This window comes from Roseiarcus fermentans (genome assembly GCF_003315135.1).
GTDB classification, from domain to species: domain Bacteria; phylum Pseudomonadota; class Alphaproteobacteria; order Rhizobiales; family Beijerinckiaceae; genus Roseiarcus; species Roseiarcus fermentans.
In genome coordinates this window covers 66,400-91,589 of the sequence record NZ_QNRK01000009.1, presented here as the reverse complement: position 1 = coordinate 91,589, position 25,190 = coordinate 66,400, and the positions used below count along the sequence as shown (strand labels likewise).

Below are 25,190 nucleotides of genomic sequence, written 5' to 3'. Positions count from 1 at the left end.
GCCGCCGCCATGGCGCACGACGGCGCTCAACCGAACCGGCGTCCAGGCGCTCGCGTCAATCTGCGAATGGGGAGCGCGATTCGCGAAGCGACGATCGCGCGGGCGCGGGATCTGGGCGTCAAGCTGTTCATCGAGGATGACACCCGCGAGGGCCCCGATGGGGCGTCTTCGATCCTCTGGCTGACGCAGTGAGGCTCGCCGCAGTCGGCCGGATCGTCGACGCCCGTCGGGGCGCTCTCGAACTGCGACGCCGCCGGCGCTTGGCGTGCGCGGCCGGCGGGGGTAGGGAGACGGCATGAGCGACGTGATCCCGTTGGTCGAGGCGCCGACGCGCCTGACGGCCCGAGCCCTGATCGTGGGCGACCGCATCGACACCGCGGGGCTCGAGCGCCCGGACACGATCGCGCTGCTGCCGCTCGCCTTCCGCGTCGGGCCGTACGGCCTGGTGGCCCTCTTTCGTTTCGGCGTGGCGGTGCTGGTCGGCCTGACGCCGCTCGAGGAGGAGGACACGCTGGCGAGACTCCGCTCGCGGGTGAGCGGCGAACGGGCCAAGGGCGACGACGAGACGGCTGTCCTGGAGATTTCCCCGGTCGGCGACGAGCAGAAGTCGTCCGGCGGCCCGATCCAGGTCAAGGACCTGTCGCCGCAGCGCTTCCTCGTGGTGGCGGACGCGCTGGCGAAGTCGGTGGCGTTGGCGCGCGACGAGCGCGAGGTCAACAAGGTGTTCGACGTGATCGAGCCGTTCGCGGCCAAGCTCGCCGCCACCGGCTCGACGCCGTTCCGCCGCCGCGACATGCTGCGGCTGATCGGGCAGGCGCTGCTCGTCCAGCACCGGGTGTCGGGCCGGGTCGCGGTCGAGGAGAAGCCCGACGTGCTGTGGGACCGCCCGGATCTCGAGCGCCTCTACGCCCGCCTCGAGGATGAATACGAGCTTTCCGAGCGGGCGGGCGTGCTCAAGCGCAAGCTCGACGTGATCGTCGAGACCGCGCACGCCCTCACCGACATCATCGACGCCGACCGCTCGACCCGGCTCGAATGGGCGGTCATCGTGCTGATTCTGGCCGAATTGATCGCCGCGATGGTCCAGATCTGGCTCGCGACGGTCGGCCACTGAGGTCGAGGGCCCGGAGGCTTCGGTTTCGGCGCCAGCTTACCTTGCCCGTCTTCCGTTGTCGTCGATTGCGCGTTATCGCGTGTCCCGACGAGAGAGCCGCGCGGCTATCCCGATAGGGCCGTACGGCGGGATGGGGAACAGGCAATCGGCGTCCGACCGGATTGCGGCAAGCGTCGCCGGCGACCTGCCGGGCGTCAGTCGCGCGATATGGACAGGCCCGCGAGAAGCGGAGCGTACGCGGCGAGCCTGCGCGATACGAACTCCGTGAAGAGCCGCACGCGCTTCGTCTTGCGTGTCTCCCCCTGTGTGAGCAGCCAGAGCGTTCCGTACATGTGCAGGTCGGCGCCCGGGACCCGCGCCAGCAGGGGGTCGGCGTCGCCGACGAAGCACGGCAGCGTCGTCATCCCGAGCCCTTGCCGTACAGCGACGATCTGCGCCTCCGCGTCCGTGGTCCTGAACGGAACCCCCGCGGCGCCGACCTCGCCCGCGCTGGCCCAATCCGGAATGCCATGACTACTGATGACGATCCACCGAATGGGATCGGGCGCGCCCGCGCGCCAGGCGGCTAGTCGATCGCGGGCGATATAGACGCCGCCGAACACCTCCGGTCCCTTCAGGCCGTGAAGATTGGGCGGCAGGGTTTTGCGGTCGTAGACGACGCGGATCGCGACGTCGGCCTCTCGGTTGGTCAGATTCGCCAGCTCGCCGGACGACAAGATGTCCATCTCGATGTCCGGATGCAGACGGGCGAAATCGGCGAAGTCGGGCATGAGCAGGTGTGCCGCCAAGGGCGGCGCCAGCGTCACCCGCAGAAGCCCGCGCACGCTCTCGTCGCGACCGAAGACGCGCGTCTCCAGCAGATGCGACGACGCCTCCATCTGGTGCGCAAACTCGAGGACCTCCTCCCCCGCAGCCGTCAGGCGGTAGCCCGAAGGCAGCTTCTCGAACATCTGCGCCCCGAGGCGCTCCTCGAGCTGAGCGATCCGTCGCAGCACGGTCGCGTGGTTCACGCCGAGGCGCTTGGCGGCGGCCCGCACTGAGCCTTCGCGCGCGGCGGCGAGAAAGTAGCGAACGTCATCCCAATCGACCATGGTGCAATCTTGCGCCGAACGGCGCGCTTTCCAAAGCCCGTTTCGAACGCGCCGAGCCGCAGCGCGCGCGATCGACGGGGCGGTCGCTCGTCCATCCGGATCGTTTTCGCACCACCGATGTGCGCGCTTCCGCACTCAAGGCCAGACGCCGGCGAACTATCTGCAAGTTCTCGGAGGCCTCCTCGGACAACCAGAACGGAGCCTCAAAGGAGAAGTCATGGGAAAGCTAGACGGTAAGGTCGCAATCATCACGGGTGGAACGAGCGGCATGGCGCTGGCGAGCGCCAAGCTCTTCGTTGAAGAAGGAGCCTATGTTTTCATCACGGGCCGAAGGCAGGAGGCGCTCGACGAGGCCGTCAAGCTGATTGGCCGGAACGTGACCGGCGTGCGCGGCGACGCGGCCAATCTCGACGACATCGATCGTCTGTTCGACACGGTCAAGCGGGAAAAGGGCAGCCTCGACGTCCTGTATGCGAGCGCCGGCATGGGCGAAGCCGTCCCACTCGGCGAGATTACCGAGCAGCATTTCGACGCGACTTTCGGCCTGAATACGCGCGGCACGCTGTTCACGGTTCAGAAGGCCTTGCCGCTTTTCAACGATGGCGGATCGATCTTCATGACCGGGTCCGTTGCTTCGGTGAAAGGTTTTCCGGGTTACGGCGTGTATGCGGCGAGCAAGGCGGCATTGCGCTCATTCGCACGCACTTGGCTCAACGAACTGAAGGGCAGAAATATCCGGGTGAACGTGCTGAGCCCGGGGCCGATCGCCACGCCGATGCAGGACCAAGTTCTCACCGCGGAGGCGAAGCAGATGTTCGAATCCCTGATCCCGCGGGGGAAGATGGGTCGTCCCGAGGAAATCGCGGCGGTTGCGCTGTTTCTGGCTTCAGACGACTCGAGCTTCGTGAATGGGGTGGAGTTGTCTGTCGACGGCGGCTTTTCGGCCATCTGAATTCGCGCCGATTGGATCGGACACGATACGACGCACGGAAAACGGAGACATTTCGATGAGCGCTCAAGACAATGTCCAAACCGTGAGGGACTTCTTCGCGGCGATCGGCCGCGGCGACAAGGAGGGTCTATTGGCGCTGGTTGCCGAGGACATCGAGTGGATCATTCCGGGCGAGGACTGGCCGCTGGCCGGAACGCACCGCGGGCGCAACGGGGTGGCGGATGTGCTTCGCAAAGCGTCCGAAGAGGTGGAGACGACCTTCCCAGAGCCCCCCGAATTCGTGGCGCAGGGAGACCGGGTTCTGGTCGTGGGCGTCGCGACCGGGAAAATCAAAGCCACGAATCGGACGTTCAGGGACGACTGGGTCTTCGCCATCACCGTTCGAAACGGCAAGCTGACGAAGATCCGGGAATACATCGACACGCAGGCGCTGGCGCGGGCGTCGCAGATGGACGCCTCCGGGCCGAGGTAGCTTTGGCCATCTGCGGCGATCGGATCGGGGTCGACGGTAGTTCAGCCGTAGACCGCCCCTCGCACGCTGCGCGCTCGTTAAATGCGTAACCCTAAAGGAGATCCCGATGTACGACCAATCCAAGCTGTCCGAGTTGATCCGGTTCGCACGCGTCGAGGCGGGCTCCGCCGTCATCGACGTTTATCCGGGCGACGGCGACTGGACCCGTCTTTTCTCCGACGTCGTGGGACCCGAAGGACGGGTCACCAGCTTCGTGCCGGCCGAAGTCGCCCACTTCAAAAACGATCCGGTCGGCCGCATGCGGACGCTTGCCAAGGAGCCGGGCCGAGAGAACGTCGCAGCCGTCTCGGCGGACCTCGTGGCGATTGGGGAGGCCGCGCAACCCGCGGATGTCCTGTGGCTGCATCTGTTCTACCACGATCTCCACACCGCGCTGATCCAGGCCAGAGGCGCGACGGCGGCCCGCTTCAATCGAGCCGTCTACGATCTTTTGAAGCCCGGGGGGTCCTACGTCATCGTAGACCACGCCGCCGCCGTCGGGGCGGGCGCGAGCGACGCCCAGTCGCTGCATCGGATCGAGCCTGCATCCGTTCGCGAGGAGGTGGAGGCGGCCGGCTTCGTACTGGACGCGGAAAGCGCCATGCTGGCGAACAAGGACGATCCGCACGCGATCAAGGTGTTCGATCCCGCGATCAAAGGCGAGACCGATCGCTGCGCCTATCGGTTCGTGAAGCCCTGACAGGTCCCGGCGCCGACGTCCCGTGACCTCCCAACAGGTGCAAACAAGCCGATCGAAGACATCGAGGGCAAGCCTGCTTGCCGCCACGAAGTCGGCTCTGGATGAACTCGTCTGCTCTTCCAACCGTGGATTGGGCGCCGACCGTGGAGAGGGGACATGGTAAACCGCCACCTTGATCCCCACCTCAATCCCTGGCGCGGCCACGCGCTGAGAATCGAGGCGCGCCCGACCGTCGCGCGCCATTGTCACGGCGCCTCCGAGCGATTAGGTAAGCGCGCCATGTCGAGACACATCTTCGTCCTCACCGGCGCCGGGGTTTCCGCCGAGAGCGGGCTCGGGACCTTTCGCGACAAGGCGGGCGAAGGGATCTGGGCGAAGTTCGATCCGATGAAGCTCGCCACCCCGCAGGCCTTCGCCCGCGACCCGCAAACCGTGCTCGCCTTCTATGACGCCCGCCGGCGCAACCTGCTCGCCGCCCGACCCAACCCGGCGCATGTCGCGCTGGCGCGGCTCGAGCGCGAGCTGGCGGCGAAGGGCGACCGGCTGACGCTCGTCACCCAGAACATCGACGACCTGCACGAGCGCGCGGGCTCGAAAGAGGTCGTGCACATGCACGGCGAGCTTCTCAAGGCGCGCTGCCAGAGTTGCGAGGCCGCGCACGCCTGGCTGAACGACCTGACCGTCGGCGACGCCTGTCCCCGATGCGACCGCGTCGGCGCGCTCCGGCCCGACATCGTCTGGTTCGGCGAGTTCCCCCATCACCTGCACGAAATCGATCGGGCGCTGCGCGACGCCGACCTGTTCGTGGCGATCGGCACGTCCGGGGCGGTCTATCCGGCGGCCGGCTTCGTCGCCGAGGCGCGCGCCTTCGGCGTGCCGACCTGCGAGATCAACCTCGAGGCGGCCGACAACGCCCTTCTGTTCGATGACGCGCTGTATGGTCCCGCGACCGAGATTGTGCCGGCCTGGGTTGAGGAAACGCTCCGGACGTGATCGAAAGGGGAGGGGCGTCGTCCGGCGGCGGGGCGCTTGATGCGAGCCGGACCAAGCCTTGGGATCGAGCGATTGGCCGAGTCCTCCCTCGAGTTCAGTTACGCGGACGTCAACGATGTGATGATCCACTGCGCGGCGGCGGGCCCGAGAGACGGCCCGCTCGTCGTGCTGCTGCATGGTTTCCCGGAGTTCTGGTTCGCGTGGCGCGACTATTTCCGGCCCCTCGCCGAGCGCGGGTTCCGCGTCGTCGCTCCCGATCAACGCGGATACAACCTGTCGGGCAAGCCGGAGGGCGCGGCGCGCTATCGGCTCGCAGCCGCGGCCGCCGACGTGTTCGCCCTCGCCGACGCCCTCGGCCGCCAGCGGTTTCACGTGGTCGGGCACGACTGGGGCGCAGCGGTCGCGTGGACCATGGCCGGGATCGATCCCAAGCGGCTCACCAGCGCGACGATGATCCAGGCGCCGCATCCCGCGGTGTGGCTGAAGGCGATGCGCGAGGATCCGGAGCAGCGCGCGCGGAACCGCTATGTGCGCATCCTGCGCATGCCCTGGCTCTCCGAGATGGGTCTCAAGCTCGGCAATTACGCGGGCCTCGCGCACGCATTCCGCGAGTCGGCGCGGCCCGAAGCCTTTCCGCCCGAGGTGCTGGACCTCTATCGCGAGGCGTGGCGCAGGCCGGGCGCGCTCACCGGCATGCTGAACTGGTATCGCGCCCTGTTCGAGGACGATCCGGCGCTGCCGCCGCCCCGGAGCCTCAAGCCGCCGACGCTGGTGCTCTGGGGCGACCGCGACGTATATTGTGATCCGCAACTGGCCGACCGCAGCGCGGCGCTGTGCGCCAACGCGCGCATCCGCCACCTGCCGCAGGCGACGCACTGGATCATCCATGACGCGCCCGAGATCGTGCGCGACGCGCTGCTGGACCATCTGTAGCCTTGTCCCGGGGGACCGCCGCAAACGCAGCGTGGCCGGCGCGAACGGGATAAAGCCGCCGTCCAGCCTTCCGCATCTCGCCGGCGGCAGCTAGAATTGGGCTCGCAGACATCGGGGCCGGGGACCCGGCCGCCGACCGGAGACCAGAGCAAAGGGGGGCAAGACCATGTTCGATCACATCGGCTTCAACGTCGACGACGTCGCCAGGAGCAAGGCCTTCTATGTCGCGGCGCTCGCGCCGCTCGGCATGGCGGTTCTTGCGGAAGGCGAGGGTTGGGCGATCATCGGCAGTTCCGCCGGCCGGATCTGGATCGGCCAGCTCGGGCTCGCTGCGAGCCCGATTCATTTCGCGTTCCGTGCGGACAGCCGCGCCGCGGTGGACGCGTTCCACAAGTCAGCGATCCAGGCTGGCGGACGTGACAACGGCGCGCCGGGCCTGCGCCCCGAATACGGACCCGGCTATTACGCCGCTTTCGTCTACGATCCCGACGGCCACAATGTCGAGGCGGTCACCGGGTCCGCGACGTAACGCGGCGACGCGCCGCCCGCGTCGCGGGCCGACCCCACGATCGCATACCGCCTATACGGCCGACCAGGCGGCCTCCGGCGCGCGGCGGCCGGCCTCGTCCGTCAGCGGCCACGCGCGCCTGAAGTCGGCGACGGAGCGGTCGAACACGGCGAAGGCGCGACGCGCGGTCGCCTCGTCGGCGAAGCTGGCCAGATAGGTCCATTCACGCCGCGGCTCGATGAAATAGCCGAGCAGGAATGACCGGTCGTCGCTGGACACGACGGCGCAACGCACGCTTTCCACGACGTAGCGCGCAGGATGAAGATTGGGCATGGCTCCCTCGATCGCAATGGAGGCGCGGCCTCGCGCGCCCGGCGATCCGATTTGCAGCCGCCGTGCCACGCCAATCCCCGCGAAAACAGCCGGGACGCCCGCGTCGCATTTGCGGACTGCGACGACAGACGGGTGTTCACACGCGCAATGCGACGGTGGTTTCCAAAAATGCGATTCCGGGCGCGGTCGTAAACCTCGGCGCGGTTACGGGAGCGGCTGGGCCTCGGGCAGCTTCCAGGTCCCGGCGAGGATCGCGGCGCGCGGCCGGTACAGGCGGACCACGTAGCTCCAGTCCGGCGGGGTCGGGAGGCAATTGGCGACGTGACCGTCGCAGCCGCCGAACTGGACGACGACCGCGCCGTCGGGCGCGGTGACGGCGGTGGCGGAGCTGACAGTGTAGGCCTTCTGCGGGTTTGGCGCAAAACGCCCGTAGGAATCGTACACGCTGACCGACCACGGCCCGTCCGCCGGTACGTCCTTCAGCGTCAGGCGGTGAATGGTCGCGCCGTCGTTACGCTCCGGAACCACGTTGACGAACAGCGCGTCCTCTTGCGGCAGCCCGCCCCAGGCGGCGCCGGCGCCGATCAGCCGCCGCACCGGATCGCCCGCGCCGCGCGCGCCGAACATGCCTTTCGTGTCCGGCAGGGTTTCGGCGAGAACCATCAGGCCGCTGCGCACGTCGACCTGGCTGGCCGCGTCCCAGTTGGGAATGACGAAGGCGCCCGGGCCGCCCGGCTGCGCGACGGTGATCGCGTTCTGCAGGGCGCGGACGGCGTCGAGGTCTTTCGGGTCGCCGGCGTCGACGAAGATGCGCACCGCCGCCAGCGCGTAGCGCGATCCGACCGTCGCGCGGGTGATCGTGGTCGGGCCCGGGGCATAGACGACTTCGGTGGTGTCGGCGTCCTCGTCGACGATCTGCAACGAGAAAAAGCGCCGGCCCGGGTCGGGCAGCGTGATCGTCACGGGGCCTGCGTCGAGATCGAACACCGCGGCCGAATAGAGCGTGTCGCGGTTCATCCGCGTGACGCCCTGATGGTCGAGCGCGACCGGGTCGCGGCGGTGGATGAATTTTCCGAAACCCCCTTCTTTCACCAGGCCGGCGAAATTGAGATCGGATTCGGCGCGCGGGAACGTGTCGGGGTTCACCGGGACGGGCGGCGGCGGGGGCGGGGCCTTGGGCTGCGCGACGTGGACGGCCGGCGCCGGCTGGGCCGCGAGCGCGGGCGCTGCCGCCGCGAGCGCGGCGGCGAGAATGACCGAGGCGTGTCTCATCCGTCCCATCGTGCTTCGAAATCCCCGCGCGCAATCGCCAAGCCGGGTTCGCGGACCGTCGTCGGCGCGAGCCGCAGGCGAATCAATCGACGCCGCAGGCCCATCAGCGGCGCGTGTAGATTGCTTCGTCGCTTCGCTCCTCGCAATGACGGGCTCGGCGGGCGCCCGGGCGCGACGGTCACGCCGCCGCGTCGTCCCTCGCGCCCACCATGTACTGCACCAGTTCCTCGGCCGTCGTCGAGGCCGTCGCCTTTTCGGCGACCTTGCGCCCGCGGTGCATGACGATCACGCGGTCGGTGACCGCGAACGCGTCGGGCAGGATATGGGTGATCAGGATGACCGGGACATTGCGGTCCCTGAGGGTGCGGATCAGTTCGAGCACCTTCATCTGCTCGGGCACGCCGAGGTTGTTGGTCGGCTCGTCCATGATCATCAGCTTGGCGTCCCAGTAGACGGCGCGGGCGATCGCGACAGCCTGCCGTTGGCCGCCCGAAAGGGTCTGGATCGGCTGGGTGAGGCTGGGAAAGCGGATCTGCAGCGAATCCAGGGTCTCGCGCGACTCCCTGAGCATGAACTTGTCGTCGAGCGTCTGAATGAGCCCGCCGAGCCGCCGCCTGCGCGCCTCGCGGCCGAGAAAGATGTTGGCGCCGACGTCGAGGTTGTTGGCGAGCGCGAGGTCCTGGTAGATCGTCTCGATGCCGGCGCGGCGCGCGTCCATCGGGCTGGCGAACAGCGCCGGCTCGCCGTCGAAGCGGATCTCGCCCTCCTCGGGGCGATGCACGCCGGAGACGCACTTGATCAGGGTCGATTTTCCCGCGCCGTTGTCGCCGAGGAGGCCGACGACCTCGCCGCGGCGGACGTCGAAGCTCACCGCGTCGACGGCGACGAGGCCGCCGAAGATCTTGGTCAGGCCGCGGATCGACAGGATCGGATCGCTCATCGCCGCACGCCCCCCTTCGGCCGGCCCATGATCAGATCGCGCGACTGGTCGATCAGCACCGCGACGATCACCACCGTCCCGACCACGATGAACTGCCAGAAGGCGTCGACGTTGAGCATGACGAGGCCGGTGGTCAGCACCGCGATGATCAGCGCGCCGATCACCGTGCCGACGATCGCGCCCGACCCGCCCGACATCGACACCCCGCCGATGATGACGGCCGCGATCGAGGAGAGCAGCAGCGGATCGCCGATCACCGCCGAGCCCGCGGTGTAGCGCAGCGTCGACAGGAATCCAGCGACCCCCGAGGTCGCAGCCGACAGCATGTAGAGCGCGACGATGTGGCGGTCGACGGGAATGCCGGCGCGGATCGCCGCGTCCATGTTGCCGCCGATGGCGAAGGTGTGGCGGCCGAAGCGGGTCCGGTGCAGGAGGAACATCGCCCAGGCGACCACGGCCGCGGTCATGATCACCGGCCAGGGGAGGAGGATGTCCATGCGCCGCAGCATCGCGCCGCTGAGCTCGGGCCGGGCGAGAAAATAGATCCCGCCGCCGGGGCCGCCGACGAGATAGACGAGGGCGTCGTTGCCGTAGGCGCGCACGCCGGCGGGCAGGCCGATCACCGTGGTGTTCTCCGACATCAGGTAGGCGACGCCGCGCACGATGAACGAGGTCCCGAGCGTGACGATGAAGGCCGGCACCTTCAGCTTGGCGATCACCACGCCGTTGACGAAGCCGACGAAGGCCGCGCCCGCGACCGCCGCCAGCAGGCCGAGCACGACCGCCGGGAACAGGGGCAGGCCGGCGTCGTACGAGTCGCGGATCGCCAGCGCCGACAGCACCGAGGCCAGGCTCATCACCCAGCCGACCGAGAGGTCGATGCCGGCGGCGATGATCACGAAGGTCTGCCCGAGCCCGAGCAGCAGCACCGGCACGATGGCGACGAGAATGTTCTGCGAGTTGCGGACGGTGAGGAAATTGACCGCGCCGCCGGTGCTGAGCGGCACCGCGGCGACGAAAAACAGCGCCATCAGCCCGAGGAACGCCCAGGCCCAGACGCGGCTCAGGAAAAGGCCTGCGCGCTGGAGCGGCGTCAGCACGCCCGCGGCGGCGACGTCGACGCGGCGTGCGGCCCGAACGGCCCGTTCGCTCAAAGGCGCGGCTCCCTGCTGCGGATTGTCGAAGAGGGGTCCGGGGCGCGGCGGCGCGCGCCCCGGGAGGCGGATCAGCCGATCACTTGCCGGGGACCTGATAGATGAACCGGGCGACGGCCGGGTCCTTGACGTTGGTCTTGTCGATGATGGCGAAGCCGGTCTCGACGCGGGGCGGCAGGCTGGTGACGCCGGCGGCGTCGGCCGCGGCGAAGGCGACCGCCAGATAGCCCATGTCGAACGGCTTCTGCGCCAGCACCAGGCTGACGACGCCCCGGTCCATCAGCTCGATCGCCTGCTTGGTGGCGTCGTAGGCGACCACCTGCACCGCGCCGCCGAGGCCGGCGTTGACCACCGCCGTGCCCGCGCCCTGGGCGCTGAACACGTTGGTGCCGAACACGCCCGCCAGGTTCGGCGTGCGCGCCAGCGCCGCCGCGGTCTGCTGCGTCGCCTTGTTGGCGTCGTCGAGGTTGTAGTCGGGGCCTTCGACCTTGATGTCGGGGTATTTGGCGGCCATCTCCTCCTTGAACCCCTTGGCGCGGCCGTCGACCGAGCTGACGTTCGGGTTGGTGGAGTTGATGTAGACCGTGCCCTTGCCGCCGATCGCCTTGGCGAGGCCGTCGGCGGCGATCCGCCCGCCCTGGACGTTGTCGGAGCCGATGTAGCTCAGCGGGAACTTGACGGGGCCCTTCACGTAGTCGCCGTCGCCGAGGTAGGTGTCGACGGTGATGATCTTGACGCCGTGGTCGACGGCGGTCTTGAGCGGCCCCACCATCTGGTCCTTGTCGACCGGCGCGGTGATGATGTAATTCAGGTCGCCGCGCGCAACCATCGCGTCGAGCAGCGGCGTCTGCGCTTCGACCCCCCAGGTCGGCGGGATCTGCGTCACCACCTCGACGCCGAGGTCCTTGGCCGCCTTCTCCACGCCGATCTGCATGACCTGATAGAACGGATCGACCACGCCCGGCAGAAAGCCGATCTTGATCTTGTCGGCCGCCGCGGCGGCCTGGACGGCGAGCGCGAGCGCAACGCCCGCCGCCATGGTGAAAAGCCCGAGTTTGCGCATTCCGAGAACCTCCCGTGACGTCCAGCGTCTTCCCCTTGTCCGGCCGTTTCCGAAGGCTCGCGACGCATGCTGCGCCGAAGTCGCCACGCCGGCCGGCGTGCTTGTGCACTTGATTCGGCCAGCCGCATTGACGCGGATCAACGCGGGTAGGCCCGGGACAATCGAGGCGGCGAACGGGAGAATGTCAAGCCGACATCGAGCGGCGTTGTCGGCGATGCGGTCGACGCCGGTCGCCGCGCGGCCGCCGGCCTTGAATCCGCGCCGTCGCCGTCCCACGATGGCGCCTTGCGGAGGGGGAACGGACGGTGAGCGCGACATGACCATCTTGAGCGTCCGCCACCTGACGAGCTACCGCTACGCCCGTCCGGTGGAGCTGTGCGAACACCGCATGATGCTGCGCCCGCGCGACGGTCACGACCAGCGGCTGGTCGAATCGGCGCTGGTGATCGAGCCGCGGCCGACCCGCATCCGCTGGCTCTACGACGCCTTCGACAATTGCGTGGCGCTCGCCACCTTCGCCGGGTCGACGACGTCGCTCAGCGTCGAAAGCCGCTTCACCGTCGAGCGCACGGAGGACGAGCAGCCCGGCGGCGAGATCGATCCGCGCGCCCAGACCTATCCCTTCGCCTATCTTCCCGAGGAACTGCCCGACGTCTCGCGCTCGATCGAGCGCCTCTGGGGCGATCCGGGCGGCGATCTCGACCGGTGGGCGGCGCAGTTCGTCACCGCTGGCGGGGCCACCCGGACCAGCCATCTCCTGATGACGATGACCTATGCGATCAAGGAGGGCTTCGCCTACGAGCGGCGCGAGGAGGCGGGCGTGCAGCCGCCGTGGCTGACGCTCGACCGGCGCAAGGGCAGTTGCCGCGACTTCGCCGCGCTGATGATGGAGGCCGCCCGGGCGCTCGGGATCGCCGCCCGGTTCGTCTCCGGCTACATCCACGACCCGGGCGTCGACGACGGGCCGGCGCGACTCGGCGGCGGCGCGACGCACGCCTGGGTCCAGGTGTACCTGCCCGGCGCCGGCTGGCTCGAGTTCGACCCGACCAACGGCCTGATCGGCGGCAGGGACCTGATCCGCGTCGCGGTGGCGCGGGTCCCCGCCCAGGCCGCGCCGCTGACCGGCGCCTATTACGGCAGCCGCGACGACGAACTCGGCATGGACGTGTCGGTCGAGGTCACGCAACGGAAGTGAGGGGTGCGGCGGCGCGGTTCGGGCGGCGCGACCGACGATGGTATGGTGACAGACGGCGACGGTGGGCTACGGGGCAGGGCTGTGAAGTTACGCTGCGCTTGGCCGTCTCACCCTACCCCGTAACCCGCCGTAACCCGCCACCGTAACCCCGTAACCCGTAACCCCGATGTGAAGGGCTGGAGGGCGGGGCTGGCTCGGCGCGCGCCGGACGCGTGACCCTGGCGCGCCGCCGTCCCGCCCTACGCGATCACTTCCCAGAACAGTCCGCAGACGGCGACGAAACCCAGGACGAACGCGAGGGTGCGGATGAAGGGCCAGCCCGCGAGGTACACGACCGCGTGGATCAGGCGGACCCAGAAGAACGCGAGGGTCCAGAACGCCGTCATCGCGTTTTCCTTGCCGGCGACATGGGCGATGAGGACCAGCGCCGCGAAAGGCGCGAACGTCTCGACTGCGTTCAGGTGCGCGCGGTAGGCGCGCGCGCCCCAGAGCGGAACGTCGCGCGGCTTCGGGTCGACATAATTGGCGGGCGCCAACAGGCCGTTCGTCTGGACCTGGCAGACGATGTAAGGAATCCACAACGCTGCGGTCAAAAAGGCGGTGTAGGCGAGATAGCGCAGTTCGGCGGACATGGCGTTCTCCCAAGACCCGGACGTCCATGTCGGGCGTCGCAGCGGCGACGTCCGACGAGGTGTCGCCGCCCCTTTTACATGTCCATCGCCTGGGCGATTTCGATCGTGCCGCCGGCCTTGAGCAGCGGGCACCCCTTGGCCTTGGCGTGGGCGTCTTCGACGCTCGCGGCCTCGATGAGGCTGTAGCCGCTCGCCGGATTGGCCCCGCCATCGCTGACCAGCGATCCGTCGGATTTCACCATGTAGGACTTGCCGACGGGATTGCCGCCGTCGATCACGGCCGGGCCGAGCGCGCCGAACCAGGCGCCCCACGCGTTCATCACCTCCTGCGCCTCGGCGGGGTTCGTCGGTTGTTTGCCGCCGTGATAGACGAAAAGATACTTGGCCATCTGAAGTCTCCTGGCTCGAGGGAAACGAGACCGTTGCCTGGGTAGCACCGGCCGCGAGATCGGCCCATGGCGACTCCAGAGGTTGAACTCCGCCCGGCATTGTGAAGACTTCACAAAATGACCGACGCCGCCCCCTCCAACCGCGCCCTTCGCCAGACCCTCGAAAGGCTCGCGGCGCTGAGCGTCATCCCCGATGTCGCCGCGAAGCTCCGCCGCTCCGCCGCGGCGGTCGAAGCGGCCCTGCGCGACGCCGTGCTCGGCGAGGTGGCCGGCTTCTCCGACAGCCGCAACCCGCAGATCCTCCCCGATCTCAAGGGGCATTCAAAAGACCATGTCGCGGAGGTGACTCGCCTCTTCGCAGGCGAGGCGCCGGACGATTTCGCGTTCGTCCGCGCGCATGCGCGCCGGCGCGCCGAGCAGCGCTTTCCGCTGGAAGTCTCGCTGCACGCCTACCGCTGCGGACACCGGGTGCTGTCGCGCTGGCTGCGCGACGCCGCTGCCGGCGCTCATCCCCACAGCGCCCGCGAGGCTGTCGACGCGATCGCCGATTTCGCGATCGAATACACCGACGTCATCAGCGCCGTCATGGCCTCGGAATACGTCGCCCACACCCGCCTGATCGAGGCCGCCCAAGGCGACCGCAGCGCCGAGCTTCTCAACATCCTGCTGAGCGGCTACGACGAATCCGACGGCCGGATCGCGCGGCTCCTGAAGGCGGCGGGCTATCTCGACCAGCGCCAGAGCTATTGCCTGGTCGCCGCGCGGACGCCGATCGCCAGCGAGCTCGAGAGTCCCGAACGGGGGCAAAGGCTGCTGGCCGCCCTCGCCGAACTCGTCGCCTCGGTCAACATCCGGCTCCTCGCCGGCCTGCGAAACGGCCGCGCCATTGCGGTCGCTTCGGCGCTGCGCCGGCAATCGGGCTGGACGGCGCCGCAGACCAGCCTCGCAGAGCGCCTGAACCCGCTTCTCCTGCAGCTCGGCCCTTCGGTCCTGATCGGCGTCAGCGCCGACCGCCCCTCGACCGCGTCGATCCCGAAGGCGTTGCGCGAAGCCTCCGCGGCGCTCGATTTCGCCAGCGCCGACCGGCGCGTCGTCCTGTTCTCGACCCTCCCCGTGCGCAGCCTGCTGGTGCACGCCGGCGGCGAATACGTGCGCTCGGCCGCGCCAGTCTGGATCGAAGCGCTGCTCGCGGCGGACGCCAGGGCCGGCGGCGCGCTGATCAAGACGCTGACGACGCTCGCCGACGCCGACCTGAACGTACAACTCGCCGGACGCCGGCTCGGGGTGCATCCCAACACGGTCTACGCCCGGTTGCTGCGCATCCAGGACATGACCGGCCTCGACGGTCGCCGCCACCACGATCTCGTCGAGCTCTTGCTCGCCGTCGAATGCGCCCGGGTCTGAGGCGGACCTTGCCGTTCGGATTGATGGCGCGAAAGGCGGCCGCATGCTGTTCGCCTTTCGCGGTGTCGACGGGCGCGACCTCATAGGTGAGGCCCGCCTCCTCCAGAAACAGGGCGACCTTGGCGGGGTTGGGAGTCGGGTGATAGGAGAAGCGGATCATGAAGGAGCTCCAGTCGACATGCCGGGCTGCGCCCTTGTCCGCGGCCCGGCATGACGAGTAGGCGCTCGGTCCGTTACGCTGCGGCGTTCGCCCGGAGACGCCGAAGAACGGGCGCCAATTCGCTCGGGTCCGGGCGGCGCGTATAATCCGGGTTGACTTCGGCGTAGGCGATCGTCCCGTCCGTCGCGATGACGTAGCGAGCGGGCATCGGCAGCGTCCAGCTGTCCTCGCCGTTGCCGATCGCGAGATCGTTGCCGAAGCCCTTGTAGACGGCGATCAGGTCGTCGGGAAGGCGGAAGCGCAGACCGAACTGGTTGGCGAGCGCGTTGCCGTGGTCGCTGAGAATGGGGAAGCTGAGCCCGTTCTCGCGCTCCGACTTGCGCCGGCTCGGCGCCGTCTGCGGCGAAATCGCAACCAGCGACGCGCCGAGGGCGCGAATCTCGTTCGCCACCGCTTCGATCGCCTGCAGGTCCATGTTGCAATAGGGGCACCAGATCCCGCGATAAAAGGTCAGAACGAGCGGGCCCTTCTGGAGCAGGTCGGCCGACCGGACTGTTGCGCCATGAGCGTCGGGCAATGCGAATTCGGGGGCCTTCGCGCCCGCCTTCAGCGCCCGCTCCGCCTGGCCCGACGCGATGAGATCGGCGGTGGCCTTGTGCATGACCGCGACCACATGGGGCGGCGCCTTTTTGCCTTCGAAATCCGCCTTGAAGGCGTCGAGCTTGTCCTGAAGCGACATGAGAGTCTCCCGTGAGGTCGGGTAGCCGACCGCCGCAGAGACGTTCATCCATTTGCCTCATCGCCGCTAGACGACCCTTGCGAATAAATTCTATTTGTTCCGCAAATGAGTGACCGGCTGTCGGCGCGACGAACGATTGTCCGGGCGGGGCGCTTCCGGACGCGTTTTCGCGCGCCGGCCGCGACCTCGGTCTGGGGTCGATCTCGCGCATTCTCGCTCATCCGGCGGCGGAGGAAGCGGCGCGGGTTGCGCCGTTTTCTCGGCGGCCATGGCCGCTGTCCGCGAGAGGATCGGCCAGCGGACAGGCGAGCCGACCGGCGCACGTCCATCAGACCGCCGCGATCATCGTCTCAATCGGATCAGTCGCCTTCAGAGTTGCGACCAGCCGCCATCGACCGGGAGTTCGGCGCCGGTCGTGTAGGTCGCGTCGAACGCGAGGAAGAGAACGGCCTTCGCGACTTCCTCCGATGTCCCCAAGCGCTTCATCGGATTGGCTTCGCGCATCTGCCGAGCGATCCCGCCAGCCATGTCTTTGTCGGGAAACGCCTTGCCGATGATCGGCGTGTCGATGGGGCCGGGCGTCACCGCGTTGACGCGAATCCCGCGGGGAAGAAGCTCGACGGCGAGCACCCGCGCGAACGATCGGAGCGCGGCCTTGGCGGCTCCGTAGGCGGCCAGGCCGGGCATTCCCTTGACGTTTGCGACGGAGGTCGTGAGGACGACCGCGCCTCCCCGATTGATCAGCGGCGCGAGCTTCTGCACCGCGAAGAACGGTCCCTTGGCGTTCAGGTTGAACATCTCGTCGTAGATCGCCTCGGTCGTGTTCTCGAGAGGGGCGAAGAGGCCGAACCCGGCGTTGACGAAGAGCAGGTCGACAGTGTCGAACTCGGCCTTCACGCGAGCGGCGAGGGCGTCGATGTCCGTCAGCGACCGCGCGTCGCTCGAAACCACGACGCCGCCCTTGCCGAGCTCTTTCTGCGCCGAGTCGAGGCCGGCCTGCGAGCGTCCCGTCACCAGAACGCGGGCCCCCCCGTCGAGGAGCATCTTCGCCGTCGCGAGCCCCATGCCGCTCGTGCCGCCGATGATCACCGCCCGCTTCGCTTCGTACCGTTCCATGCGAACTCTCCTTGCGACGCCCGTGTCGCCTCGCCTATTTAGAACTATTTGGTACGATAATCGGCGCGACAGGCGCGGTCAAGGAGTTTCGAACCAAATGTTTTAAAATGTCGCCAGGGACGACCACGTCGCTTCGACGAGGCGGGTGGGCGGGCGGGCGGAGCTCGAGGCTCATTCATTTGCGCCGCCGCCGCTAGACGACGATCGCAAATAAGTTCTATTTGCTCTGCAAATGACCGATCGACTGTTGGCGCTACGGATCTTTGTCCGGACCGCGCACTCCGGAAGCTTTTCGCGCGCGGGCCGCGACCTCGGTCTGTCGCAGCCTTCAATCTCGCGCATTCTCGCCCAACTGGAAGCGGAGGTCGGCGCGAGGCTGCTGGTCAGGACGACCCGCGCGGTGACGCTGACCGAGGCGGGCGCGGACTATCTCGCGCGGGTCGAGCCTTTGCTGGCGGCGCTCGAGGAGGCCGATCACGTGGCCCGCGGGACCGGGGAACTGCGCGGCCTGGTTCGGGTCGCCGTCTCGTCCAGCTTCGGGGTTCGCGAGGTGATCCCTCGTCTGCCGAAGTTTCTCGAGCTTCATCCGGCGCTGCGCATCGACCTGGGCATCAATGATCAGCGCCAGGACCTGATCGTCGATGGGGTCGACGTGGCGCTTCGGCTCGGCTCGCTGCCGGATTCGAGCGTGGTGGCGCGCAAGCTTTCGGAGGCGCCGCGTGTCCTCGCGGCTTCGCCGGCCTACCTCGCGCGTCGCGGACGACCGCGCAACCCGGAAGACCTGGCGTCTCACGCGGTGATCATCGGACCCGGCGGAGCGAGCGGTCCAAACGCCTGGACCTTCCGGAAGAGCGGCCAGACCCGATCGGTGCGGGTCGAGGGGCAATTGACGACCGCCGTGAACGAGGCCGCCGTCGCCGGGGCCGTCGCCGGCCTCGGGATCACGCTCACCTCGCTTTGGGGTTGCCGCGCCGAGATCGAGCGGGGCGATCTGACCAGGATCATGGAGGACTGGACGATGGCGCCGGTGGAAGCGCACGCGCTCTTTCCCTCCGGACGGGCGGCGTCGCCCGCGGCGCGCGCTTTCATCGACTATCTGGCGGCGGAGCTTTAGCTCCGCCTCCGGTCCCGTACCGGGAGGGCGCGCGTCGCCTCCCGGCGGACTCGGCCGCTGCGGCCCGGGGGTCAGGCGAGGCCTTCCGCGGCGAGCGCGCGGGCGATCGACGGCAGGGTCTTCAGCCGCGCGTGATAGCGGACGAGCGGTTCCGGCGCTTCGATCCCGAACATCGCCGCCCACGACAGCATGACGAAGAGATAGGGGTCGGCGATCGTCATCTGATCGCTCGCCAGGAACGGCTTGTCGCCGAGCTGGTCGGCGAGGGTTGCGAATCGCTTGTCCAGCATCCGCCGCGCCTTGTCTGTCTCGGCTTCTGGCGCGTCGGAGAAGAACGGCCTGAATTGGCCGTGGATCTCGGTGGTCATGAAGGCGGTCGCTTCCAGCGCTCGCCAGCGGGCGAGGCCGTCCTCGGGCGACAGTTTGCCGGTCAGATCGGCGATGTAGGCGAGAATGGCGAGGTTTTCCGTGAGAATCGTCCCGTCGTCGAGCTTGAGCGCGGGCGTGTAGCCCTTCGGGTTGATCGCCGCGAAGTCGCGGCCGTCCTCGGTCCGGCGCTCGCGATTGACCCGGACCAGCGTGTGCGGCAGCCCCGCCTCGATCAGCGCGATGTGGCTGGCCTGGCTGCAGGCGCCGGGAGCGTAGTAGAGGATCATGGTCAGTTCCTTCCTGGCAGACCGCCCGATGCGGTCCACAAAGTTGACCAGAACCAGATAAGTGACCATATGCTGGCCGTCCAGAACGCATAATTTCGGGGCCTGGTCACATGGATGAGACCGCTTCGCCGGTGGAGTCGGCCGACTGTCGCGCGATCAGCGAGGTTTTGAGCCGGGTCGGCGACAAATGGACCATGCAGGTGGTGGTCACGCTGTCCGACGGACCGCGGCGTTTCAACGACCTCAAGCGCCGGGTCGAGGGCATCTCGCAGCAGATGCTGACACGGACCCTCAAGGCCCTCGAGCGCGACGGCATGGTGAAGCGCACGGTGTGCGCCACCACCCCGCCGCAGGTCGAATACGACTTGACCGCGCTGGGGCGGTCGCTGGCCGAGCCGGCCCGGCGGCTGGCGCAATGGGTCCGCGGCCATCTCGGGATCATCCACGCCAACCGGCGGCAGTACGATTCGCGGCGCTGAAGCCGATTGGGCAAGCGGGGCGGGTCCGACCGCTCGGCCGACGGCTCCGCCTCGATGAGATCGGCAAAGCGGCCGCTGCAGCGATCGAGCGGGGGCGCGAGGCTCGCGAGTCCGTCGTCGCTCCCCGCCAGAGGCGCGGCGCGGGACCGTGAACATTCCTGCGACATCGGGGGAGACCGAGGCGAATTTGCGGGATAGCGGGCGAGTTTGGCAAACTGTCCGCGAAAACCTAAGTCCGCCGCGGAATGGCCTCCGCGAAGAAATCGGTCACCTGGCGGACACGCGCCGGCACGAAACGGCGTTTTGGCCAGACGAGGCTGATATCTCTGACATCGCCTATGAATTCCTCGAGGATAGAGATGACTTCGAGATCGCGGAGTTCATCGGCGATCGTAACCTTGGCGAACAGGCCTATTCCGACACCGGCCAGAACCGCGGCCCGAATTGTTTCGACGCTGTTAGACGAGAGATTCCCTCGAACCGGCACGCGGAATCGACCGTCTCGCCCCACGAACGGCCAGTTCGCCTCCTCGGTCAGGCCGCCATACAGAAGACAATTGTGCTCGGCGAGCTCCGAAGGGGTCTTTGGGATCCCGCGGCGCTCGAAATAACCGCGAGACCCTACGCATACGAGGGGGGTGACGGCCACGCGCCGGACCACCGCCTCGGGTTCATGGACAGGGCCGACGCGGATCGCCAGGTCGATCCGATCTTCCACCATATCGCGCACGATGTCCGAGAGAACGAGATCCACCTGGAGGCCGGGATTGCACGCCAGCAGGTCGGGGATGAGCGGCAAAACATGAAGGCGGCCAAAAGTGCTGGACGCCGCGATCCGAATTGAGCCCGAAACGCTCAGCGTGCTGCTGGTCAGTTCGCTATCGGCGTCCTGAATCTCATCAATCAGCGGCTTTGTCCGGTCATAGTACTGCCGACCCTGATCGGTCAGGGTCACCCGGCGTGTGCTTCGGTTGAGCAGCCTTACGCCAAGTCGCTTTTCCAGCGCGCCGATCGCCTTGCTGACCGCGGGCTGGGAATCCCCGGTCGTGCGCGCCGCGGCGGAAAAACCGCCGGATTCCACCACGGCGATGAAGGCGTTGAGTTCCTGGAATCGATCCATTCCATTCCTCCGGTGAATTAATGTTATGGGAACGTAACCCATTATCGACGTCCGGAACATGACCCAGATACGGCTCCGACCTCATTGGAAGGAGCCGCGTCATGAACATCGAGCTGAAGGGCCGCAAGGCTGTTGTCACGGGATCCACGGCAGGGATCGGCCGAGCCATTGCGGAAGGGCTGGCGCGTGCGGGCGCCGCGGTCGTGATCAACGGCCGCGGCCGGGAACGGGTCGCTGCTGCGCTTCGCGACTTGCGCGCGCTTTTCCCAAAAGGCGAGTTCACCGGCGTCTCCGCCGACCTTGCGACCCCGGAAGGCGCGGCGGACTTGTTCGCGCAAGCGCCGGATGCGGACATTCTCGTCAACAATGTGGGCACGGGGCGCCCGAAGTCCTTCTTCGAAATTGGCGACCGCGAGTGGACCGATCTCTTCGAGCTGAACGTCATGAGCGGCGTTCGCGCCGCCCGCCACTATGTGCCGAACATGACGAAGCGCGGCTGGGGGCGTGTCGTGTTCATCAGCAGCGAGTCTGCGCTCGCAATCCCCAAGGACATGATTGACTACGCCATGACCAAGACCGCTCAGCTCGCCATTGCGAGAGGCTTGGCCGAGGCGGTCGGAGGAACCGGCGTCACCGTCAATTCGGTCCTCCCGGGTCCGACGAATTCGGAGATCATCCGCGGCTGGATGAAGGCGGCCGCACAAGAGCAAGGCATTACGCAACAGGAAGCCGAGCAACAGTTCTTGAGAACGATGCGCCCGACAACGCTCCTCAATCGCTTTGCGACAACCGAAGAAGTCGCGAACCTGGTGGTCTACGTCTGCTCGGAGCAGGCGTCGGCGACGACAGGCGCTTCCTTGCGGGTCGACGGCGGCGTCGTTCGGACAATTGCATAGGGCGCCCGCTCTTCAATTCCTCAGCGCGGCTCCGGGAAGGGCCAAACCATCGGTTGCCCTCCCGGGGTAGGCGACAGCCCCGGTCAAACGCGCCTGCGTTCGTCCGGGCATTTCCACCCCTAAACAGCGATCGGGAGATCTCATGAGCTTTGCGATCATAGGGTTTGGCGCCGTCGGCCAGGCGCTTGCCCGGGCGTTCGCCCGGAAGACCATTGCAGTCTCCGTGGCGGCCCGGCGGCCGCCCGAGGCGATCGCGCCGCAAGCCGAGGCGATCGGGCCGACCGTGACCGCGAGCTCGCTGCAGGACGCGCTCAAGGCCAGGATCGTCATCCTGGCGGTCCCCTTCGGGTTGCAAAATGAGCTCGCCAAGGCGGCGGACTGGCGGGGCAAGATCGTGATCGACGCCACCAACGCCTACGGCGTATCGCCGGACGCGCTCGGCGGTCTTCCGTCTTCCGTCGTCAACGCCCGAGCGCTGGTCGGCTCGAGACTGGTGAAGGCCTTCAACCATTTGCCGGCGCGGACGCTGGCGCAGGACCCGGACGTCAAGGGCGGGCGGCGGGTCGCTTTCCTGTCGAGCGACGATGAAGACGCGGCCTCGCAAGTGGCGGCCCTGGTTGAACAACTCGGATTCGCGCCCGTCAATCTCGGCAAGCTCGAAGAGGGCGGTTTGCTCGTCCAGGCGCGTGGATCCACTTGGACTCAGCTGATCTTCCAGGATTTGGTCAAGTTCAATTGAGCGGTCGCCGAAACCCCGCCGCGCGCGATCACCGCCCGTCGCCGCCCGAAAGTTCGAGCGAGGCCAGGTCGTCCGCCGGCGGGATGTCCGCGATCCGGACGCACGCGACCCGTCGCCCGTCGCCGGTCTCGATCAGCGGCGGCGGCGCGGCGACGCAGATGTCCGCCGCGAACGGGCAGCGCGGCGCGAACGGGCAGCCGGTCGAAGGCGTCGCGGCGTTGCGCGCGGGCGCGATCGTGAGCGCGCGCACCCGGCGACGCTCGCGCTGCGCGCGCACGTCGGGCAGGGGAACGGAGGCCAGCAGCGACCTTGTGTAGGGATGGGCGGGCCGGTCGCAGACGGCCTCGGCCGAGCCGTCTTCCATCACCCGGCCGCGGTAGAGGACGACGATCCGGTCGGAAATGTGCCGCACCGCCGCCATATTGTGCGAGATGAAGATGTAGCTGACGCCCTCCTCGCGCTGCAGCTCTTCGAGCAAATTGAGCACCTGCGCCTGCACCGACACGTCGAGCGCGCTCACCGCCTCGTCGCACACGACGATCGCCGGCTTCAGGATCAGCGCCCGCGCGATCGCGATCCGTTGCCGCTGGCCGCCGGAGAACTCCGCCGGGAACCGGCGCATGACGGCCGGGTCGAGGCCGACCCGCGTCAGCGCCTCGGCCGCCCGCCGCCGTACCGCCTCGGACCCGAGCTTCGGCGCGGCCACCCGCAGAGGTTCGCCGACGGCGTCGCCGATCGACTTCGACGGGTCGAGCGAACTGAACGGGTCCTGGAACACCGCCTGCAGGGTTTCGCGGAAAGCGCTGCGCTGGCGCCGGCTCATGCCGGCGATGTCGACGCCGTGGAGCAGGATCTCCCCCTTCGCCGCCGGCTGGAGACCGAGAATGGCCGATCCGATCGTGGTCTTGCCCGAACCCGATTCGCCGACGATCGACACCGTCTCGCCGCGGCCGACGGTGAACGAAACGTCCGCGACGGCGGTCAGCGGCGGCCGGCCGAAACCGCGCGGATAGGTGACGGTGAGCCCGGAGACGGCGAGCACGGCGGGTTCGGCCGTCACGAGCGTCGCTCCTGGCCGGCGGAAGCAAGGTCCAGTTCGCCGACCCGGATGCAGCGCGCCTGATGCGGCGAGGCGTCGGCGACGGGCGCGAGCGGGACGGGCCCCGCCGAGCATTGCGGCGTGCGGAAGCGGCAGCGCTCGCCGAAGTGACAGCCGATCGGCCAGTTCGCCGGACTCGGCACCGCGCCGGGAATCGAGGGAAGGGGCGATCCGCGCTTCGAGGCGATCGGGTTCGAGTCGATCAGACCGCGGGTATAGGGGTGCGCCGGACGGTCGAAGATGCTCTCGACGTCGGCGATCTCGACGATTTCGCCGGCGTACATCACCGCCACGCGGTCGCACAGATCGGCGACCACGCCGAGATCGTGGGTGATCAGCACGATCGCCAGGCCGGTCTCCCCCTGCAGGGTGCGCAGGAGGTCGAGAATCTCGCCCTGGATGGTGACGTCGAGCGCGGTCGTCGGTTCGTCGGCGATCAGGACGCGCGGCCGCCCGGCGAGCGCGCAGGCGATCGAGACGCGCTGCGCCATCCCGCCGGAGAGCTGGTGCGGATAGCGCGCCGCGGTGTCGGCCGGGTTGGGCAGACCGACCTGACGCAGCAGTTCGAGCGCCCTGGCGCGGCGTCGCGATCCGCGCAGCCGCTCGTGGCGGCCGATCAGCTCGCCGAGCTGGCTCTCGACGGTGAAGCAGGGGTCGAGCGCCACCATCGGGTCCTGCGAGACATAGGCGATGCCGGCGCCGCGGGTGCGCGCCCGGACCCGGCGCGGGGCGTGATTGAGGTCGACGCCGCCGAACACGACTTCGCCGTCGATCCGGGAGCCGGGACCGAGCTGGTCGAGCGCCGCCGAGGCGGTGACGCTCTTGCCGCAGCCCGATTCGCCGACGATGCCGAGCGTGCGGCCGTCGCGGACGTCGAACGAAACGTTCCTGACCACCTCGAGACCCGAGAACGAGACCGAGAGGCCGCGCACCGAGAGGGCCGCGGAGGCGTCGGCCTGTCCGGCGCCCGCCTGCGCCGACGGCTTCCGCGCGGCGGCGGCCTGCGCGCGCGCCGGGCGCGACCGGTTGCTGGCGGTGGCGTCCCTGAGGCCGTCGGCGGTCAGCATCAGCGCCATGATGACGAGGGTCAGCAACAGGCCGCTCGGCACGATCAGCCACGGCTGCTGCGCCAGCACGCGCTGGCCGTCGCTCACCATGCCGCCCCAGCTCGCCGCCGGCGGGTTCACCCCCAGATTGATGTAATTCAAGCCGCCCTGAATGCCGAGGATGACCGCGCCGAGCACCGCCGTGCTGACGATGATCGGGCCCCAGATGTTGGGCAGGACATGGTCGAAGACGATGCGCAGGCGCCCCATCCCCAGCACTTCCGCCGACGAGATATAGACCTCCTGGCTGACCGCGCGCGCCGCGGCGCGCGTCACCCGGGTGATGCTGGGCGAGCACAGGACGCCGAGCGTGATCATGCCGAGATGCGCGTTGTTGTTGCTGATGCCGTACACCATGAGCAGGACGACGATGCCCGGCGTCGCCATCAGCACCTCGGTCGTGCGCGAGATGGCGTTGTCGACCCCGCGCCCGACATAGCCCGCGATCAGCCCGGCGACGACGCCGATCGCGAAGGCGACCGAGAGCGCCTCGGCGAGGCCCCCGAGGCTCACCCGGCCGCCCCACAGCAGGCGGCTCAGCACGTCGCGCCCGAGCCGGTCGGTCCCGAGCCAATGTTTCGCCGAGGGGAGCGCGAGCGAATGGCCGAGATCCATCCTGAGCTGATCGTAGGGCGCGATCAGCGGCGCGGCGATCACCGCCAGCGCCACGAGGACGAGGAACGCCGCGGCGATCACGCCGAGCGGACGGCGCAGGTACTCGCGCGCCAGTCGCAAGCGCGATCCGCGCTCGGAGGGCTCGGCCGACTCGACGTCGGCGGCGT

General features: G+C 68.4%; 28 protein-coding genes and 1 pseudogene. 14 read left to right on the top strand and 15 right to left on the bottom strand.

The features are described 5' to 3' along the window. Positions 1-9 precede the first annotated feature (9 nt). Both DFR50_RS31325 and DFR50_RS09825 read left to right on the top strand, forming a co-directional pair. Positions 10-192 carry a hypothetical protein gene (locus DFR50_RS31325; protein WP_147262715.1) on the top strand — a complete coding sequence of 61 codons (183 nt, stop codon included), beginning with the start codon at positions 10-12 and terminating at the stop codon, positions 190-192. Positions 193-295: 103 nt separating this feature from the next. Continuing rightward, positions 296-1,114, top strand: coding sequence for an RMD1 family protein (locus DFR50_RS09825; protein WP_113889029.1), 819 nt, complete (start codon positions 296-298; stop codon positions 1,112-1,114). A gap of 194 nt (positions 1,115-1,308) precedes the next feature. Here the strand turns inward: DFR50_RS09825 and DFR50_RS09820 are convergent, their stop codons facing one another. After that, positions 1,309-2,205 carry a LysR family transcriptional regulator gene (locus DFR50_RS09820; protein ID WP_113889028.1) on the bottom strand — a complete coding sequence of 299 codons (897 nt, stop codon included), beginning with the start codon at positions 2,203-2,205 and terminating at the stop codon, positions 1,309-1,311. Between the two features lie 217 nt (positions 2,206-2,422). Between DFR50_RS09820 and DFR50_RS09815 the strand changes: the two genes are divergently transcribed. From DFR50_RS09815 to DFR50_RS09790, 6 genes are all read left to right on the top strand, one after another. Continuing rightward, on the top strand, positions 2,423-3,157 hold the full coding sequence (locus DFR50_RS09815; protein ID WP_113889027.1) for an SDR family NAD(P)-dependent oxidoreductase: 735 nt from the start codon (positions 2,423-2,425) through the stop codon (positions 3,155-3,157). 55 nt (positions 3,158-3,212) lie between these two features. Further along, the gene (locus DFR50_RS09810; protein ID WP_113889026.1) at positions 3,213-3,629 is read left to right on the top strand and encodes a nuclear transport factor 2 family protein; all 417 of its coding nucleotides are present in this window, start codon (positions 3,213-3,215) and stop codon (positions 3,627-3,629) included. Positions 3,630-3,735: 106 nt separating this feature from the next. Next, the gene (locus tag DFR50_RS09805) at positions 3,736-4,368 is read left to right on the top strand and encodes a class I SAM-dependent methyltransferase (protein WP_113889025.1); all 633 of its coding nucleotides are present in this window, start codon (positions 3,736-3,738) and stop codon (positions 4,366-4,368) included. Between the two features lie 279 nt (positions 4,369-4,647). Next, complete coding sequence (locus DFR50_RS09800; RefSeq protein ID WP_113889024.1) at positions 4,648-5,361, top strand: NAD-dependent deacylase; 714 nt, start codon at positions 4,648-4,650, stop codon at positions 5,359-5,361. A gap of 72 nt (positions 5,362-5,433) precedes the next feature. Beyond that, positions 5,434-6,294: an alpha/beta fold hydrolase gene (locus DFR50_RS09795; RefSeq protein WP_170153138.1), complete on the top strand. Its 861-nt coding sequence runs from the start codon at positions 5,434-5,436 to the stop codon at positions 6,292-6,294. 166 nt (positions 6,295-6,460) lie between these two features. After that, entirely contained in the window at positions 6,461-6,823 is a 363-nt protein-coding gene (locus DFR50_RS09790) for a VOC family protein (RefSeq protein ID WP_113889022.1), read from the top strand. Between the two features lie 51 nt (positions 6,824-6,874). Here the strand turns inward: DFR50_RS09790 and DFR50_RS09785 are convergent, their stop codons facing one another. The 5 genes from DFR50_RS09785 to DFR50_RS09765 form a co-directional block, all read right to left on the bottom strand. Then, complete coding sequence (locus DFR50_RS09785; protein WP_113889021.1) at positions 6,875-7,135, bottom strand: hypothetical protein; 261 nt, start codon at positions 7,133-7,135, stop codon at positions 6,875-6,877. Positions 7,136-7,339: 204 nt separating this feature from the next. Beyond that, positions 7,340-8,407, bottom strand: coding sequence for a DUF1254 domain-containing protein (locus DFR50_RS09780; protein ID WP_113889020.1), 1,068 nt, complete (start codon positions 8,405-8,407; stop codon positions 7,340-7,342). 178 nt (positions 8,408-8,585) lie between these two features. Then, complete coding sequence (locus DFR50_RS09775) at positions 8,586-9,347, bottom strand: ATP-binding cassette domain-containing protein (RefSeq protein WP_113889019.1); 762 nt, start codon at positions 9,345-9,347, stop codon at positions 8,586-8,588. Continuing rightward, positions 9,344-10,501, bottom strand: a complete 1,158-nt coding sequence (locus DFR50_RS09770; protein WP_113889018.1) for an ABC transporter permease — start codon at positions 10,499-10,501, stop codon at positions 9,344-9,346. The genes DFR50_RS09775 and DFR50_RS09770 overlap by 4 nt, the downstream gene beginning before the upstream one ends. A 79-nt stretch (positions 10,502-10,580) precedes the next feature. Beyond that, entirely contained in the window at positions 10,581-11,564 is a 984-nt protein-coding gene (locus tag DFR50_RS09765; protein WP_170153137.1) for an ABC transporter substrate-binding protein, read from the bottom strand. 316 nt (positions 11,565-11,880) lie between these two features. On the opposite strand from DFR50_RS09765, the gene DFR50_RS09760 reads away from it, so the two are divergent. Next, positions 11,881-12,759 carry a transglutaminase family protein gene (locus DFR50_RS09760; protein WP_113889016.1) on the top strand — a complete coding sequence of 293 codons (879 nt, stop codon included), beginning with the start codon at positions 11,881-11,883 and terminating at the stop codon, positions 12,757-12,759. 239 nt (positions 12,760-12,998) lie between these two features. Here the strand turns inward: DFR50_RS09760 and DFR50_RS09755 are convergent, their stop codons facing one another. Then, positions 12,999-13,391, bottom strand: a complete 393-nt coding sequence (locus tag DFR50_RS09755; RefSeq protein WP_113889015.1) for an MAPEG family protein — start codon at positions 13,389-13,391, stop codon at positions 12,999-13,001. 74 nt (positions 13,392-13,465) lie between these two features. Next, positions 13,466-13,780: a YciI family protein gene (locus DFR50_RS09750; RefSeq protein ID WP_113889014.1), complete on the bottom strand. Its 315-nt coding sequence runs from the start codon at positions 13,778-13,780 to the stop codon at positions 13,466-13,468. A 117-nt stretch (positions 13,781-13,897) separates the two neighbouring features. Between DFR50_RS09750 and DFR50_RS09745 the strand changes: the two genes are divergently transcribed. Continuing rightward, complete coding sequence (locus DFR50_RS09745) at positions 13,898-15,184, top strand: PucR family transcriptional regulator (protein ID WP_113889013.1); 1,287 nt, start codon at positions 13,898-13,900, stop codon at positions 15,182-15,184. Between the two features lie 16 nt (positions 15,185-15,200). Here the strand turns inward: DFR50_RS09745 and DFR50_RS09740 are convergent. The 3 genes and pseudogenes from DFR50_RS09740 to DFR50_RS09730 all read right to left on the bottom strand — a co-directional run. Beyond that, positions 15,201-15,344, bottom strand: a pseudogene (locus tag DFR50_RS09740) (thioredoxin domain-containing protein); the annotation flags it as partial. A 73-nt stretch (positions 15,345-15,417) separates the two neighbouring features. Continuing rightward, positions 15,418-16,083: a peroxiredoxin-like family protein gene (locus tag DFR50_RS09735; RefSeq protein WP_113889012.1), complete on the bottom strand. Its 666-nt coding sequence runs from the start codon at positions 16,081-16,083 to the stop codon at positions 15,418-15,420. Between the two features lie 369 nt (positions 16,084-16,452). Further along, positions 16,453-17,199, bottom strand: coding sequence for an SDR family oxidoreductase (locus DFR50_RS09730; protein ID WP_113889011.1), 747 nt, complete (start codon positions 17,197-17,199; stop codon positions 16,453-16,455). A gap of 232 nt (positions 17,200-17,431) precedes the next feature. On the opposite strand from DFR50_RS09730, the gene DFR50_RS09725 reads away from it, so the two are divergent. After that, positions 17,432-18,313 carry a LysR family transcriptional regulator gene (locus DFR50_RS09725; RefSeq protein ID WP_113889010.1) on the top strand — a complete coding sequence of 294 codons (882 nt, stop codon included), beginning with the start codon at positions 17,432-17,434 and terminating at the stop codon, positions 18,311-18,313. Positions 18,314-18,384: 71 nt separating this feature from the next. On the opposite strand, the gene DFR50_RS09720 is transcribed toward DFR50_RS09725, so the two are convergent. Then, positions 18,385-19,038: a glutathione binding-like protein gene (locus DFR50_RS09720; RefSeq protein ID WP_342634552.1), complete on the bottom strand. Its 654-nt coding sequence runs from the start codon at positions 19,036-19,038 to the stop codon at positions 18,385-18,387. A 41-nt stretch (positions 19,039-19,079) separates the two neighbouring features. Between DFR50_RS09720 and DFR50_RS09715 the strand changes: the two genes are divergently transcribed. Further along, on the top strand, positions 19,080-19,448 hold the full coding sequence (locus DFR50_RS09715; RefSeq protein ID WP_113889009.1) for a winged helix-turn-helix transcriptional regulator: 369 nt from the start codon (positions 19,080-19,082) through the stop codon (positions 19,446-19,448). 229 nt (positions 19,449-19,677) lie between these two features. Here DFR50_RS09715 and DFR50_RS09710 read toward each other — a convergent pair whose 3' ends face one another. Further along, positions 19,678-20,568 carry a LysR family transcriptional regulator gene (locus DFR50_RS09710; RefSeq protein ID WP_113889008.1) on the bottom strand — a complete coding sequence of 297 codons (891 nt, stop codon included), beginning with the start codon at positions 20,566-20,568 and terminating at the stop codon, positions 19,678-19,680. 101 nt (positions 20,569-20,669) lie between these two features. Between DFR50_RS09710 and DFR50_RS09705 the strand changes: the two genes are divergently transcribed. Together DFR50_RS09705 and DFR50_RS09700 are read left to right on the top strand one after the other, a co-directional pair. Then, the gene (locus tag DFR50_RS09705) at positions 20,670-21,464 is read left to right on the top strand and encodes an SDR family NAD(P)-dependent oxidoreductase (protein WP_113889007.1); all 795 of its coding nucleotides are present in this window, start codon (positions 20,670-20,672) and stop codon (positions 21,462-21,464) included. Positions 21,465-21,606: 142 nt separating this feature from the next. After that, positions 21,607-22,203 carry an NADPH-dependent F420 reductase gene (locus DFR50_RS09700; RefSeq protein ID WP_113889006.1) on the top strand — a complete coding sequence of 199 codons (597 nt, stop codon included), beginning with the start codon at positions 21,607-21,609 and terminating at the stop codon, positions 22,201-22,203. 28 nt (positions 22,204-22,231) lie between these two features. On the opposite strand, the gene DFR50_RS09695 is transcribed toward DFR50_RS09700, so the two are convergent. Both DFR50_RS09695 and DFR50_RS09690 read right to left on the bottom strand, forming a co-directional pair. After that, positions 22,232-23,263 carry an oligopeptide/dipeptide ABC transporter ATP-binding protein gene (locus DFR50_RS09695; protein ID WP_210208850.1) on the bottom strand — a complete coding sequence of 344 codons (1,032 nt, stop codon included), beginning with the start codon at positions 23,261-23,263 and terminating at the stop codon, positions 22,232-22,234. Then, positions 23,260-25,143, bottom strand: a complete 1,884-nt coding sequence (locus DFR50_RS09690; RefSeq protein ID WP_170153136.1) for a dipeptide/oligopeptide/nickel ABC transporter permease/ATP-binding protein — start codon at positions 25,141-25,143, stop codon at positions 23,260-23,262. Before DFR50_RS09690 ends, DFR50_RS09695 begins: the two co-directional genes overlap by 4 nt. Between the last annotated feature and the right edge of the window lie 47 nt (positions 25,144-25,190).

Bases quoted from the DNA above. Each gene is read 5' to 3' on its own strand.
- DFR50_RS09755 (WP_113889015.1), bottom strand. From the start codon at position 13,391: ATGTCCGCCGAACTGCGCTATCTCGCCTACACCGCCTTTTTGACCGCA.
- DFR50_RS09705 (WP_113889007.1), top strand. From the start codon at position 20,670: ATGAACATCGAGCTGAAGGGCCGCAAGGCTGTTGTCACGGGATCCACG.
- DFR50_RS09760 (WP_113889016.1), top strand. From the start codon at position 11,881: ATGACCATCTTGAGCGTCCGCCACCTGACGAGCTACCGCTACGCCCGT.
- DFR50_RS09775 (WP_113889019.1), bottom strand. From the start codon at position 9,347: ATGAGCGATCCGATCCTGTCGATCCGCGGCCTGACCAAGATCTTCGGC.
- DFR50_RS09820 (WP_113889028.1), bottom strand. From the start codon at position 2,205: ATGGTCGATTGGGATGACGTTCGCTACTTTCTCGCCGCCGCGCGCGAA.
- DFR50_RS09810 (WP_113889026.1), top strand. From the start codon at position 3,213: ATGAGCGCTCAAGACAATGTCCAAACCGTGAGGGACTTCTTCGCGGCG.
- DFR50_RS09825 (WP_113889029.1), top strand. From the start codon at position 296: ATGAGCGACGTGATCCCGTTGGTCGAGGCGCCGACGCGCCTGACGGCC.
- DFR50_RS09725 (WP_113889010.1), top strand. From the start codon at position 17,432: ATGACCGATCGACTGTTGGCGCTACGGATCTTTGTCCGGACCGCGCAC.
- DFR50_RS09765 (WP_170153137.1), bottom strand. From the start codon at position 11,564: ATGCGCAAACTCGGGCTTTTCACCATGGCGGCGGGCGTTGCGCTCGCG.
- DFR50_RS09800 (WP_113889024.1), top strand. From the start codon at position 4,648: ATGTCGAGACACATCTTCGTCCTCACCGGCGCCGGGGTTTCCGCCGAG.
- DFR50_RS09785 (WP_113889021.1), bottom strand. From the start codon at position 7,135: ATGCCCAATCTTCATCCTGCGCGCTACGTCGTGGAAAGCGTGCGTTGC.
- DFR50_RS09720 (WP_342634552.1), bottom strand. From the start codon at position 19,038: ATGGTCACTTATCTGGTTCTGGTCAACTTTGTGGACCGCATCGGGCGG.
- DFR50_RS09750 (WP_113889014.1), bottom strand. From the start codon at position 13,780: ATGGCCAAGTATCTTTTCGTCTATCACGGCGGCAAACAACCGACGAAC.
- DFR50_RS09815 (WP_113889027.1), top strand. From the start codon at position 2,423: ATGGGAAAGCTAGACGGTAAGGTCGCAATCATCACGGGTGGAACGAGC.
- DFR50_RS09730 (WP_113889011.1), bottom strand. From the start codon at position 17,199: ATGGAACGGTACGAAGCGAAGCGGGCGGTGATCATCGGCGGCACGAGC.
- DFR50_RS09745 (WP_113889013.1), top strand. From the start codon at position 13,898: ATGACCGACGCCGCCCCCTCCAACCGCGCCCTTCGCCAGACCCTCGAA.
- DFR50_RS09715 (WP_113889009.1), top strand. From the start codon at position 19,080: ATGGATGAGACCGCTTCGCCGGTGGAGTCGGCCGACTGTCGCGCGATC.
- DFR50_RS31325 (WP_147262715.1), top strand. From the start codon at position 10: ATGGCGCACGACGGCGCTCAACCGAACCGGCGTCCAGGCGCTCGCGTC.
- DFR50_RS09805 (WP_113889025.1), top strand. From the start codon at position 3,736: ATGTACGACCAATCCAAGCTGTCCGAGTTGATCCGGTTCGCACGCGTC.
- DFR50_RS09780 (WP_113889020.1), bottom strand. From the start codon at position 8,407: ATGAGACACGCCTCGGTCATTCTCGCCGCCGCGCTCGCGGCGGCAGCG.
- DFR50_RS09790 (WP_113889022.1), top strand. From the start codon at position 6,461: ATGTTCGATCACATCGGCTTCAACGTCGACGACGTCGCCAGGAGCAAG.
- DFR50_RS09700 (WP_113889006.1), top strand. From the start codon at position 21,607: ATGAGCTTTGCGATCATAGGGTTTGGCGCCGTCGGCCAGGCGCTTGCC.
- DFR50_RS09710 (WP_113889008.1), bottom strand. From the start codon at position 20,568: ATGGATCGATTCCAGGAACTCAACGCCTTCATCGCCGTGGTGGAATCC.
- DFR50_RS09735 (WP_113889012.1), bottom strand. From the start codon at position 16,083: ATGTCGCTTCAGGACAAGCTCGACGCCTTCAAGGCGGATTTCGAAGGC.